Below are 14,552 nucleotides of genomic sequence, written 5' to 3'. Positions count from 1 at the left end.
AAGATGACCGGAAAGCCCGCTGCCGAAAGGAGCGGGCTTTTTGTATTTATGTCTGAAGCAGCCCTCTTATCCACTTCGCCTGGTTGTCTGGGGAGTATTGCATCAGATACTGCTATTTTGGTAGAGAATGTGCAGACTTCAGAAAAGCATAAAAGTAAGTTAGTTATCCTTGGTTTTGTATTATTTGGCTTTTAATATTTGCTTTGTGACTAAAAATATTAGAATTAAATTAAAATTGTCATAACAAATATTCTGCACGATAGGTATAACATATGGCGCAGGAATAAATGCAGTGACCGAATGTGGTGGGTTCCTGGCAAGCTATCTTGGAAAGGGTCTGATTAGCTGCAATCATTAAAATATCTCCACTTTACGGATGCCACTCTGGCACCGGTATATTACGCCTACAACTGAACGGCTGCCTAACAGCACCGGGAACCAACATCTACCTTCTTCTGAACAGACGCTATCCTGGCGCTGGATAATTGGCTATAATTCTATAAGCCAGCCATACTCTGATTTTTACTAAATCCAGAAAGCGATGAAAAAACTTCTAGCAATAAGCTTCTTACTGATCTTTGCATTGCAGCTACAGGTGCTGGCCCAGGGAAGGGTCATTACCGGCAATGTAACGGACGCTTCCACAAATCAGCCTTTACCAGGGGTAGCAGTACTGGTGAAGGGAACAACCGTTGGTACCGCCACAGGTGCCGATGGAAACTACTCTATAACGGTCCCAGACGGCGGCACTACCTTAGAATTCCGGTTTATCGGTTATCGTACTACTGAGCGTCCCATTGGAGACGCTACTTCTATTAATGTAGCACTCCCTCTGGCCGCAGAACAACTGGGCGAGGTAGTGGTAACAGCTTTGGGTATCGAACGAAACAAGAATGAGCTGGCTTACTCTGCCCAGCAGGTGAGTGGTGAACAGATAACACGTACAAGACCTGCCGACTTTGTGAACTCCCTCTCAGGTAAAGTGGCCGGTCTTGATATTCGTTCCAACAATACTATGGGTGGCTCTACTAACGTGATTATTCGCGGTAACAAATCCATTACAGGCAATAACCAGGCACTGTTCGTTATCGACGGTGTACCGGTAAGTAATGCCAATACCAATACCGCTGACCAGCAGTCTGGCAGGACGGGTACTGACTTTGGTAACGCTGCTGCAGACTTGAACCCTGATAACATTGAGTCTGTGAACGTACTGAAGGGGGCAGCAGCAACAGCGCTGTATGGTTCGCGTGCGGCCAACGGCGTTATCATGATTACGACCAAAAAAGGCGCAAAGAACAGCCTGAATATTACGGTTAACAGTGGTGTTACCTGGAGCACAATGGACAGGAGCACTTATGTTGACTACCAGAAAGAGTATGGGGCGGGCTACTTCCAGGGCTTCCGTACATCAGCTGACTTAGGCAGTGGGGTTGCGCCGGTAGTTCGTTTTCAAGATGATGCTTCCTATGGTCCGAGATTCGACCCGAACCTGCAGGTATACCAATGGGACGCTATTGATCCGCTTCACCCGAACTTTGGACAGACAAGGCCTTGGTTAGCTGCTGAAAACGACCCCCGTGATTTTTATGAGACCGGTGTTAACTCTAACCAGAGTATCATGATCAGTGGCGGTGGCGATAAGACTACCTTCAATGTAGGTTATACCCGAAACGACATCAAAGGAAACCTGCCCAATGCGACGCTCGATAAAGACCTGTTTAACTTTACGGGTTCTTTTGAGGCGACAGAGAAGATATCGGTAAGTGCTTCTGCCAATTACTCGCGCACAGTGGGTGTAGGTAGGTATGGCACAGGCTACCAGGGCCGTAACCCTAACCAGCAGTTCAGGCAATGGTGGCAGACTAACGTGGATATCAAAGAGCAGGAGGAGGCTTATTTCAGAAACCGCCAGAACATTACCTGGAACTGGAATGCGGCAAACACAGGTCCTATCTACTCTGATAACCCCTACTGGACGAGATTCGAGAACTACTCTAACGACGCCCGAGACAACTTCTATGGTTATGTAACTGCTACTTACAAGTTTACAGATTGGTTAAACTTAATGGGCAGAGTCACTTATAACACAACCACAGATATGCAGGAAGAGCGTGTAGCCGTAGGAAGTGCCGATGTGAGTGAGTTTGAGCGATATGACAGGGAATTCAATGAAACCAACTATGACCTCTTCTTAAACTTCAACAGAGATCTTACAGAAGATATTAGCCTGAATGGTTTAATTGGAACCAACCTGCGCAGAAACCGGCTCAGAGATATTAGAGCAACTACCAACGGTGGTCTTGTTGTGCCAAGGCTATACACGCTGTCAAACTCAGTTAACCCCATCACGGCTCCTATTGAAAACTTTGAGCGAATAGGCGTTGACGGCATTTTTGCGAATGCAAACATCGGCTTCAGAGAAACCTACTTCCTCGAGCTTTCTGCCCGTCGGGATAAATCCACAACATTGCCAGAAGGAGACAACTCCTACTTCTATCCTTCTATAGCTGGAAACGTGGTATTCTCCAACCTCCTCCAGCTACCATTTCTGTCAGGGGGTAAGCTTCGGGTAAACTATGCTGAGGTAGGCAACAGTGCTCCGGCATTCAGTATATTCGATGTGTACACACAGCCAACAGGATTAGGCTCCATTCCTCTCTTCTCGATTCCGAATACCAAAAACAACGAGGACCTGAAGCCTGAGAGAACCAAGAGCTTTGAGGCTGGTATTGAGGCAGACTTCTTCAATAGCCTGTTTGGATTTGACTTCACCTATTATCGTTCCAGCACAGTAGATCAAATCATTAACGTGTCTACCACTGGTGCTACAGGGTATACAGCGCAGTGGGTGAATGCCGGTGAAGTGGAAAACAAAGGATTTGAGGTGGCTGCTTTTGCGACGCCAGTTCAAACAGGTGATTTCTCATGGAACATCAATATCAACTTCGCCCGAAACCGAAGTGAAGTCAAGAGCCTGTACCAGGATGTTCAGAACATTCCACTTGCCACATTCCAGGGCGGTGTGTCACTTAACGCTGCCGTTGGGCAACCATTTGGTGTGATCAGAGGCACTGACTTTGTCTACACAAATGGGCAAAAGACCGTGAATTCCGATGGTTACTACATAAACTCTGGCAACGCGTCTGACATTATCGGTGATCCGAACCCAGACTGGACCGGTGGGGTTAACAACACGCTGACCTTTAAAGGTGTGTCGCTCGGCTTCCTGGTTGATGTGCGCCACGGCGGTGATATATTCTCGCTCGACCAGTGGTATGGCGAGGCAACAGGCCTGTATCCGAATTCTGCCGGGTTGAACGACAAAGGAAATCCTTCTCGTCTTCCGGTAGCTGAAGGCGGTGGTGTACTGCTGCCCGGAGTGAAAGAGGACGGAACCCCGAACGACGTCTATGCAGAGAATGCGGACGGTAATGGAGCGACTCCCTTTGGATATGCTGCCGGCGGTATAGAGGCCCCAAGGGCCATGTATGTGTTCGACGGCAGCTTCGTGAAGCTGAGAGAAGTTGCCCTTTCCTATGCACTGCCACAGACCTTAATGGAAAACCTTGGCTTTATCAAAGGGGTCGATATACAATTGATTGGCCGAAATCTGTGGATTATCCACAAGAACATGGATTACTCCGATCCGGAAGAAGGCTTGAGTTCGGGCAACGCATCCAGAGGGTATCAGTCTGGCGCATACCCTGCCTTTAGAAACTACGGATTTAACGTCAGATTTAATTTCTAAACTAACGAGAGATGAAAAAACTAATCATATGCTTATTCTCGCTGGTGTTTATGGCAGCATGCGTAGACGACCTGGATGAATATAATATTGACACGAAGCGGGCAACCGATGTTCCGCCCGCCACGCTGTTCACCAATGCTCTGCTGGGCCTGACGGATGTGTTGACCACGCCGAACGTGAACACGAACAACATCAGGTTGTATGTGCAGCACTGGGCTACAACACAATATGTAGAGGAGCCCAGGTACAACATGACTGGCCGTTTGATTCCTCAAAACTTTTGGAATGCGCTATACCGGGACGTGCTGGCCGACTTGAAAGAAGCCAAAAGGCTGTTAAATGCCAATGAGACGATTGATCCGGTACTTAAAAACAACCAGCTGGCTCAGATTGAGATCATGGAGGTATACGCTTGGTCTATTCTGGTGACCACTTTTGGTGATATACCTTACACAGAGGCGCTTGATCCGACCAATACGCAGCCGGTATACGACGACGACCAGGCGATTTACAACGATATCCTGGAGCGCCTTGATATGGCACTTGGTCTAATCAACATTGAAGAATCTGGGTTTGAAGAAGGGGATGTGCTTTACAATGGGGACATGACGCAGTGGGTGAAGTTCGGTAATTCTCTGAAGCTGCGGTTAGCCATGGTGATAGCCGATGTTGACCCCGCCAAAGCCGGAACGCTTGTAGCAGAAGCTGCGCCCAATGTGTTCACAAGCAATGCAGACAATGCCTTATTCCCCTACACGGCTGCAACTCCGAACAACAACCCGATTTCTGATAACGTGACAGGTCCGCTTTCAGCAAGAGAAGACTTTATAGCAGCCAGTACATTGGTTGATGTGATGAATTCGCTGAATGACCCCAGGAGACCGCAGTACTTTACAGATGTTAATGGACAATTTATTGGTGGCAGAGTTGGCTTTGCGAACAATTATGAAGAAAACTCTACCGTAAGTGAGAAAGTAGCGGCCCTTGATTTTCCGGGTGTACTGCTGGATTATGCCGAGGTAGAGTTTCTGTTGGCTGAAGCTGTAGAAAGGGGATTTATTGCCGGGTCTGCCGCCGAACATTACAATGCAGCTATCAGGGCATCCATTCTGTACTGGGGAGGAACAGAAGCCGAGGCAACTGCTTATCTGGCCCAACCTGGAGTTAACTACGCCACAGCGCCTGGTGACTGGAAGCAGAAGATAGGTAAACAGGCATGGATTGCTTTCTTTAACCGCGGTTATGAGGCTTGGTTGACCTGGAGAAGATTGGATGCACCAACCCTGACACCGCCGGTAGAAGGATTGATCGTGCCAACCAGATTGATCTACCCTGTCAATGAGCAGACGCTGAACCCGAACAACCGCGAAGCAGCGGCATCGGCCATAGGAGGAGATGAAAGCTCTACCAAGCTGTTCTGGGATGTGAATTGATTGACGAAAGCATGACTGATTAATATAGTAGTAGTTTACCTATTGAAAAATGCCCCCGGGTTCGGGGGCATTTTTCTTTTACTACCAGATAAGTATCAAATCATGAGCTGTTGAATTGTAATTAAATACCCGGGAGCCTTAAGACTCTATATACCTATTGAAAGCTAGCTGCGATCCATAGACAGCCCTGTTTTATTGCCCGTCAACTAAAAAATCGAGGGGTAGATCCGTTTCATCAAGTTGCTATACCTGACACCAAGGGAGACTAAAATATTGATTTTGTTCGCGTTATGTTTTAAAAATTTAACTTTTCTGTTATCGTATTGAATAAATTTATCCTTTCCTATACAAGTCCGTATAAGGAGGAGTTTTTATTGCTTTGCTCGGATTCAGCTTACATTAACTACCTATGAGTCGCTGTGAAAATTCTTAAGATTTGCTTTTGAGGTCAAAAAACGCATTAAATATTTGTGAAAACCGAAAACATTCTTTAAAATTGAGCATCTCTCACCTTAAACAATTTAAAACAATGAAAAGACCTCTACTATTCTCAGAGTTATCTTTGCCCCATTGCCGCTTACCCATTTCAGCAAAGCTAGCGGCTTCCTAAGTATTTATCGATTTACATAGCCTGATATTTAAGGCTATCTGACTGTAGTTTGCAGGCTTAGACTGTCTGTCCTAACTACAGCTATATCCTTATTTTGATAAATAATTTGATATAATTTAATTTTCTCGGTATCTGATACAATGTTTTGTTGAAGATAATTATCTGTTTAGGGTCGTGCTTCTGTCCCGTGAATATGTTGGTTCCGGCAATTTAGATAAGTAAGCACATACACCTGTATCAGAAGCTTTTGTCGGCATTATTGTAAAGTATTCAATCTCGGAAGTGAAGGGAAGCATAGATGAAGGAGGTGATTAACAAATAAAGCGAGCATTAGCTCATTATTTAACTTAAAACAAACAAACTGACGCTGCTATCCAGCGAAGTGATAAAATAACACCTTAACTATTTTGATTTAATTCTTACCTAAACAAACAGCGCAATGAAAAAAATTCTAATGCTATGCCTGCTGCTTGTGTCGGCCTTTATTCATGAGGCCATGGCTCAAGTCAGGGCGATCACCGGTACGGTGACAGACGCTACTACCAATCAGCCGCTGCCAGGGGTTACAGTCCTGGTGAAAGGCACATCAGTGGGTACTGCCTCAGGGGCAGACGGTACCTTTACTGTAAATGTGCCGGAAGGCAGCAACACCCTTGTATTTCGCTTCATCGGCTATCAGACAGTTGAGCGGCCAATCGGAAACCAATCGACCATAAACGTATCTATGGGAACCGATACCCGCCAGTTGGGTGAGGTTGTGGTGACCGCTCTCGGTATCGAGCGTAACAGAAACGAGCTGGCTTACTCAGCTCAGGAAGTTAGCGGAGACCAGATCACCCGTGCCAGAAACGAAAACGTAGTAAACTCCCTCTCAGGTAAAGTGGCTGGTCTGGACATCAGAACCAACAACACCATGGGCGGTTCTACCAACGTGATCATCCGTGGTTATTCTTCCCTTACAGGTGAAAACCAGGCACTTTTCGTTATTGACGGGGTGCCGGTAAGTAATGCTAACAACAACGGTTCTGCACAAGCACGTGGTGGTGGTGGAGCTGACTTTGGTAACGCTGCAGCTGACTTGAACCCTGATAACATTGAGTCTGTTAACGTGCTGAAAGGTGCAGCAGCAACAGCACTTTATGGTTCGCGTGCAGCCAACGGTGTTATCATGATTACGACTAAAAAAGGCGCGAAGAACAGCCTTAATATAGCTGTAAACAGCGGTGTTACATGGAGTAACATCGATAAGAGCACTTATGTAAAATACCAGAAAGAGTATGGTGGTGGTTATTTCCAGGGCTTCCGCGCACCTAAAGATTTAGGTAGCGGTGAAGCGCCAGTGGTAAGATACCAGGATGACGCTTCTTACGGTCCTAGATTCGATCCAAACCTGCAGGTTTACCAGTGGGATGCAATCGATCCTCTTCATCCAAACTTTGGCAAGACAAGACCTTGGGTAGCTGCTGAGAATGACCCTACTTCATTCTATGAAACAGGCCTTAACTCTAACCAGAGCGTGGTAGTTAGTGGCGGTGGCGACAAGACAACCTTTAACCTTGGTTACACCCGTAACGACATCAAAGGTAACCTGCCAAACTCTACAATAGACAAAGACATGTTTAACTTCAATGCTTCTTACGAGGCTAGTGAAAGGTTAACAGTGTCTGCTTCAGGTAACTACACTCGTACAGTAGGTATGGGTAGATATGGTACTGGTTATAGCGGTACTAACCCTAACCAGCAGTTCCGCCAGTGGTGGCAAACCAACGTGGATCTGAAAGAGCAGAAAGATGCTTACTTCAGAAACCGCCAGAACATCACCTGGAACTGGAACAGCTCAAACACAGGTCCGATCTACTCTGACAACCCATACTGGACGCAGTACGAAAACTACGCGAACGACAGCAGAGATAACATCTATGGTTATGCGACTGTTAATTACAAAATCACTGATTGGATGAGCGCCATGGGTAGAGCCTCTTTCAACTCTACAAGTGACATGCAGGAAGAGCGCGTTGCGGTTGGTAGTGCTGGTTTGAGTGGCTACTCCAGATACAACAGAGACTTCAACGAGACGAACTTCGACTTCATGTTGAACTTCAACAAAGACATCTCTGAAGAGTTAAGCTTTACAGGTTTGTTAGGTACCAACCTGCGCAGAGACCGTGCTGAATCTATCTTTACAGCAACAAACGGTGGTCTGGTTGTTCCAAAACTGTACTCTATCTCCAACTCAGCAAGCCCGGTAAACCCTCCAACTGAAACTTACTGGCGCAGAGGTGTAGATGGTGTTTTTGCTAACGTAAACTTTGGTTTCAGAGACACTTACTACATGGAACTTTCTGCCCGTCAGGATAGGTCTACTACACTTCCAAAAGGCGATAACGCTTACTTCTACCCAGCTGCTGGTGTGAACGTAATATTCTCTAACCTTATGGAAACATCGTGGTTATCACATGGTAAGGCGAGAATTAACTACGCAGAAGTTGGTAACGACGCTCCTCCGTTGAGTATCTATGATGTGTATTTTAAGCCAACCGGTTTTGGCTCAACTCCGATCTTCTCGCTTCCAAGCACGAAGAACAACCCTAACCTGAAGCCAGAAAGAAAGAAGAGTATGGAAGCAGGTATAGAGGCTGAATTCTTCAACAACCTGTTCGGATTCGACTTCACTGTGTACAAAGAGAACCAGATTGACCAGATCATGCCTGTTAGTCAGACTGCAGCATCCGGTTACACAAACCGTTACGTTAACGCTGGTGAAGTAGAAAACAAAGGTTTTGAGGTGGCTGCTTTTGTAACGCCAGTTCAGACAGGAGACCTCACATGGACCATGAACTTCAACTTCGCTCGTAACAGAAACAAAGTTATCAGCCTGTATGAAGATGTGGAGAACCTGACACTTGCTTCTTTCCAGGGAGGTGTTTCTCTGAACGCTGCTATTGGTCAGCCTTACGGTGTAATCCGTGGTAACGACTTCGTTTACACAAATGGTCAGAAAACAGTTGGAGCAAACGGCTATTACCTGTTGTCAGACAGATCAGACCTTATCATTGGTGATCCAAACCCAGATTGGACTGGCGGTTTCAACAACACCTTGACGTACAAAGGTGTATCATTGGGCTTCCTGATCGATGTTCGTCATGGTGGCGATGTATTCTCTCTTGACCAGTGGTATGGCGAAGCAACTGGTTTATATGCCCACACTGCCGGCCTGAACGACAAGGGTAACCCTACTCGTGACCCAGCTGCAGAAGGTGGTGGTGTAAAGCTGCCAGGTGTTAAAGAAGATGGTACTCCGAACGACATCTATGCTGAGAACCAGGATGGTGACGGTATGACTCCTTACGGCTACGCAGCTGATAACTATGTTGGTGCACCGCGCGCCATGTATGTGTTCGATGGTAGCTTCGTGAAGCTGAGAGAAGTAGCTCTTTCTTACGCCTTGCCTGAGTCTGTTATCGGGAACCTTGGCTTCGTGAAAGGCGTTGATCTCCAGTTGATCGGTCGTAACCTTTGGATCATCCACAAGAACATGGAGTACTCTGACCCTGAGGAAGGTTTGAGCTCAGGTAACTTTGGCAGAGGATATCAGTCTGGTGCTTACCCAGCTGTTAGAACTTATGGCTTCAACGTTAAATTAAATTTCTAAAATATCAGAAAATGAAGAAACTTATCATATGCTTATTCTCGCTGGTGTTTATGGCATCATGCGTAGATGATCTGGAAGAGTATAATGTCGACCAGAAACAAGCGACAGTAGTTCCGGCGGTTACCCTGTTCACGGGTGCAACCAAAAACTTAGCAGATGTGCTGACGACTCCAAACGTTAACACAAACAACTATCGTTTTTATGTGCAGCACTGGACATCCACGCAGTACCTGGATGAGCCACGCTATAACATGACTTCACGTTTGATTCCACAGAACATGTGGACAACCCTGTACCGTGATGTGCTGAACGATTTTGTTGAAGCAAAAAGAATCGTTACCGAAGATGCGACGCTTGCTGAAGGCGTTAAGAAGAACCAGTTGGCTCAGATCGAGATCATGGAAGTATATACCTGGTCTGTACTGGTAAACACGTTTGGTGATATTCCCTACTCTGAGGCGCTCAATTCTCAGAATGCACTGCCTGTATACGACGATGCACAGACTGTTTACGCGGACATTCTAACTCGTCTTGAAACAGCAGTAGCACAGCTTGATCCTAATACAACTGGATTTGCTGGAAGCGGTGACATTCTTTACGGTGGCAACATGGCTAATTGGCTTAAGTTTGGCAACTCTCTTAAGTTAAAGCTAGGTATGGTGGTAGCTGATGTTGACAATGCAAAAGCAAAAGCCTTAGCAGAATCAGCAGTGGCAGGCGGTGTAATCTCAAGCAATAATGAGAATGCATCATTCGAATACTTGTCCGCACCACCGAACAACAACCCGATCTCTTCTAACGTAAAAGGCCCACTTTCAACCAGAGAAGACTATGTGGCTGCCAACACATTGGTTGATGCCATGAACCAGCGTAACGACCCAAGAAGAGAGTTCTACTTCTCGAAGGTTGGCACCGAGTTTAAAGGTGGCAAGTACGGTTTCACTAACACCTTCACTGATTTCTCAACTGTAAGTCCGAAGATTGCTGACCCTACGTTCGAAGCACTGTTGCTTGATTACGCTGAGGTAGAATTCCTTCTGGCCGAAGCCGTAGAAAGAGGTTACAATGTAGGTGGCACTGCTATGGAGCACTACAACAATGCTGTTACAGCTTCCATCACCTATTGGGGTGGTACAGCAGCTCAGGCTACAGCATACCTGTTACAGCCAAGCGTAAACTATCTGACTGCTCCTGGCGACTGGAGACAGAAGATTGGTACACAGGAGTGGATCGCGCTTTATAACCGTGGATACGACGCATGGGTAACCTGGAGAAGATTAGATGCTCCAACGCTTCTTCCTCCAGTAGAAGGCCTGACCGTACCTACAAGATTGATCTACCCAGTTAACGAGCAAACGCTTAACCCAGGAAACAATGCCGCTGCTGCGTCAGCAATTGGTGGTGATGCGAGCTCAACTAAGCTATTCTGGGATATTAGATAGTAATAAAATAGTAATTGAATTTTAAGAAAACTAGGTAGTAGTCTTCTTCATTGGCAAAGGTCTCCGGAATCCGGAGACCTTTTCTTTTTGTAGATATTTATAGCAAAGGCAGTGTCAGGTTGATTTATTGAAAAGCTTTTAACGCTAGTGGTAATTGAATGTCCAAACTTTGTATATTTAAAAAAGTATTTAAACAATATTTCGCTCCATATGCCCCGAAAATCAGTCGCAATTACCCTCTTACTGATGGTCTTCACATTAAACGTATGGGCTCAAGCTGTAAATCCAAGGCAATACAAACTATCAGGTACAGTGAAGGGGATCTGGGGCGAAAGACTGGAAGGCGCTTTTTTAGTAGTTTCACCAGGCGGTAAAGGCGTATTCACGGATAAACAGGGGCGCTTTTCCTTACTGCTGGAGAAGGGAAATTATGAAATTGCCTGTCAATACATCGGGATGGCGCCGTTTCGGGAGTCGGTTGCCATGACCGCTGATAAAGAGGTTGAGTTTACGCTGACACTGGCCAACTTTAAATTAAAAGAGGTAGAGATCACCAGCAAGCCTGCGACGGATGTGAACAGCACCCACATGGGCAGTTCGTTCATCGATCAGAAGATGCTCACACGCATGCCAAAGCTATTGGGAGAGGCTGATGTGCTGCGGAGTGTTTCGGCATTACCTGGGGTGGTGAATGCTGGCGAAGGAACATCTGGCTTTTTTGTGCGGGGTGGCAGTGCCGACCAGAACCTTGTGCTGATGGATGATGCCCCGCTATTTAATGCCAACCATTTGTTCGGTTTCTACTCTGTCTACAATCCGGATATCCTTAAGAGTTATGAACTGCATCGCAGCGGCATATCTGCCAGGTATGGAGGCAGAATTTCGTCTATTCTGGATGTAAGCCTCCGGGATGGGAATGAGGAGAAAATGAAGTATGAGATCGGCGTGTCTCCTATCTCGGGCAAATTCAGTATGGACGGGCCTCTGTCTGACAAGCTAACGTTTCTGGTTGCTGTTAGAGGGGCGTTCCCGGGCTACATCATGAAGCTTTTTCCCAACAAGAATATAAAAAACAGCTCCGGTCATTTCTATGATGGTAACCTGAAATTTAAGTATAAGCTGAACGCAAAGAACACCGTCAGTTTCTCTGGTTACCATAGTGCGGATGGCTTCAAATTCCCGAACGATACGACTTACCAGTGGAAAAACACGCTGGGAACGCTCAAGTGGAGTCATCTTTTCAACAACAACTTTACAGGTATAGCTACTGTAGTTAAGAGCAACTATGTAAATAAGGTCGAAGGTATAGCAGTCGGGGAGGAATTTGCCCTTAACTCAGGTATAGACCTGACACAGCTAAAGCTGGATTTTGGATACTTCGGTCTTGCTAAACATCAGCTTGACTTTGGTGCTGACGCATCTGTATACGCCATTGACCCAGGAGAATTATTGCCATATGGCAGTTCTAGCCTCAACCCGCGCCAATTGGAAAGCGATAAAGGATATGAAACATCCGTCTACCTGAATGATGAAATGACGCTTACCGACAGGCTGTCGATGTCTGTGGGACTGCGTTTCTCTCAGTTTGCTAAAATAGGCCCCTCAGATACTTACGTGTATGCAGAAGGCCAACCTAAGAGTGATGTGAATATTGTCGATACGCTGTCCTATGGTACAGGAAAGGTGGTGCAAACCTACTATGGGCTTGAGCCACGGGCATCCTTCAAATATTCTCTAACGGACAATACTTCTTTTAAAGCAGGCTATAGCAGAACCAGGCAGTACATTCAGCTTATTTCAAACACTGCTGCCATTACCCCGGTGGATGTCTGGAAACTATCCAACAAACACATAGAGCCTCAGGTGGCAGATCAGGTGTCTTTGGGATACTTCTACTCGGATCCGGAGAGTTGGTACGACTTCAGCTGGGAAGTATATTATAAAAAGCTCTATAACCAGATCGATTACAAAGACGGGGCAACGCTCCTGCTCAACCCCACACTCGAATCGGATTTACTGTTCGGAGATGGGGAGGCCTACGGCTCTGAATGGATGCTGAAAAAGAACCAGGGACGACTTACTGGGTGGGTCAGCCTGACGTACTCAAGGTCTTTTAGAACGATAGCCGGCAAAACCGAAGCAGAAACCATTAACGACGGGAAAGCTTATCCATCCAATTACGACAAACCGATCAACCTGAACATATTTGCCGATTATCATCTCTGGCCCAAATGGAAAGTGACGGCCAACTTTACTTATACCACCGGCAGGCCTGTTACCGTAGCGGATTCCTGGTATTGGTACCAAGGGCAGATCTTTGCCAATTATTCGGGCCGAAATCAGGAGAGAATGCCCGACTATCACCGCCTGGATGTGTCCTTGAATCGGGAAATAATCAAAAGGGGCAAGGCGGAGTACAGTGGCAGCTTCTCCATTTATAATCTGTATGGCAGAAAGAATGCCTACTCTATGCTCTACCAGCACCACTATGGAGAAGCACCGGGAGCGTATAAACTAGCGGTGATCGGGGCTCCTATACCTTCAATTAATTTTAATGTTAAATTCTAATGCGTATGCTACGAAGGTTGCTGCCATTTTTTCTACTGCTTCTAATGGGCTGTATCGACCCGGTGGATACGGACCTGAGCACCCAAAGAAAGCACTTGGTAGTAGAAGGGTACTTTACAAATGAGGCCAGTTTGAACTTTGTGCGGCTAAGTTATTCCCAGCCACATTCCTCCCCCTACAATGAGTTTGAAGAAAAGGCGATTGTAACTGTAACAAGTGATGAGGGGGAGTGGTACCAGTTCTTTTATGATAAGGCAGGGTATTATTATCCTTCCACTTTTGGCGAGGCAACGGGAGTTCCAGGACGTACCTATACGCTCAACGTCACGGTAGGCGATCAACTCTACCAATCGGAGTCGGTTGTTATGAGAGAGCCGATCGCGATCGATTCTGTTCAGTTTGAGGTTGCTGAGCAGACGTTTGCTTTTCCGGGAGAACGCGAACAGCAATTACTTCCGGGCTATAATGTACTTGTCGATTACGAGGATCCGGCAGAAGAGAAGACTTTTTTGCGATGGTCCTTCGCTACCCAATACGAGGTCAGAACGCAGCCCCAGGATTACATTCATCCGTTCACCGGGCTTCCCGCTCCAAAAGAATGCTGTACGCAATGCTTTCTGGAAGAAAACCTGGAACAACTCAAAGTAATAGATGACCGCTTGACCAATGGAAAGAAGGTACTTCGTCAGAATGTGCTCTTCATGCCTTTTGAAAAATATTTGGGCGTGAAGAACAAACTGACGCTATACCAACATTCGATCAGTGAAGATGCCTACAATTTCTTTCGCATCCTGGAGCAGCAAAAGCTCGCCACAGGCACTGTATTTGATCCGCCACCGGCTGAAGTAAAAGGGAACATCACCAGCGTAAACAATGATAACGAGCAAGTGATCGGCTTTTTTGACGTATCCGGAGTGAGCACCAAGCAAGTGACCATTTTGCGCAATGATATTGACTATCCTTTCGCCCCGTTCCGCTATCCCGACGACTGTGAGGTAATGAAGGGCGCAACCAGGGTTATACCTGAAGGTTGGTAGATGCTAGTGTGGAAATTCAGGTATAGCTTAACTTAAGAGCAGGTCTTGCTGAAATGTAG

General features: G+C 46.4%; 7 protein-coding genes. All 7 read left to right on the top strand.

Annotated elements, in window-relative coordinates; genetic code table 11:
- Positions 1–3 precede the first annotated feature (3 nt).
- On the top strand, positions 4–195 hold the full coding sequence (locus tag AC4QZR_RS18540) for a hypothetical protein (protein ID WP_494482250.1): 192 nt from the start codon (positions 4–6) through the stop codon (positions 193–195).
- Positions 196–541: 346 nt separating this feature from the next.
- The gene (locus AC4QZR_RS18535; RefSeq protein WP_494482249.1) at positions 542–3,751 is read left to right on the top strand and encodes a SusC/RagA family TonB-linked outer membrane protein; all 3,210 of its coding nucleotides are present in this window, start codon (positions 542–544) and stop codon (positions 3,749–3,751) included.
- Positions 3,752–3,762: 11 nt separating this feature from the next.
- Positions 3,763–5,184 carry a SusD/RagB family nutrient-binding outer membrane lipoprotein gene (locus AC4QZR_RS18530; RefSeq protein WP_253406461.1) on the top strand — a complete coding sequence of 474 codons (1,422 nt, stop codon included), beginning with the start codon at positions 3,763–3,765 and terminating at the stop codon, positions 5,182–5,184.
- 1,049 nt (positions 5,185–6,233) lie between these two features.
- Positions 6,234–9,446: a SusC/RagA family TonB-linked outer membrane protein gene (locus tag AC4QZR_RS18525; protein ID WP_494482248.1), complete on the top strand. Its 3,213-nt coding sequence runs from the start codon at positions 6,234–6,236 to the stop codon at positions 9,444–9,446.
- Between the two features lie 11 nt (positions 9,447–9,457).
- Positions 9,458–10,888 (top strand): SusD/RagB family nutrient-binding outer membrane lipoprotein, encoded by a 1,431-nt coding sequence (locus AC4QZR_RS18520; RefSeq protein ID WP_494482247.1) that lies wholly within the window; start codon positions 9,458–9,460, stop codon positions 10,886–10,888.
- A gap of 246 nt (positions 10,889–11,134) precedes the next feature.
- On the top strand, positions 11,135–13,456 hold the full coding sequence (locus AC4QZR_RS18515; RefSeq protein WP_494482246.1) for a TonB-dependent receptor: 2,322 nt from the start codon (positions 11,135–11,137) through the stop codon (positions 13,454–13,456).
- A 5-nt stretch (positions 13,457–13,461) separates the two neighbouring features.
- Positions 13,462–14,493 carry a DUF4249 domain-containing protein gene (locus AC4QZR_RS18510; protein WP_494482245.1) on the top strand — a complete coding sequence of 344 codons (1,032 nt, stop codon included), beginning with the start codon at positions 13,462–13,464 and terminating at the stop codon, positions 14,491–14,493.
- The last annotated feature ends 59 nt before the right edge of the window (positions 14,494–14,552 follow it).

It is taken from the genome of Pontibacter sp. YIM B11418 (assembly GCF_059278805.1).
This window is presented reverse-complemented; position numbering and strand designations above follow the sequence as displayed.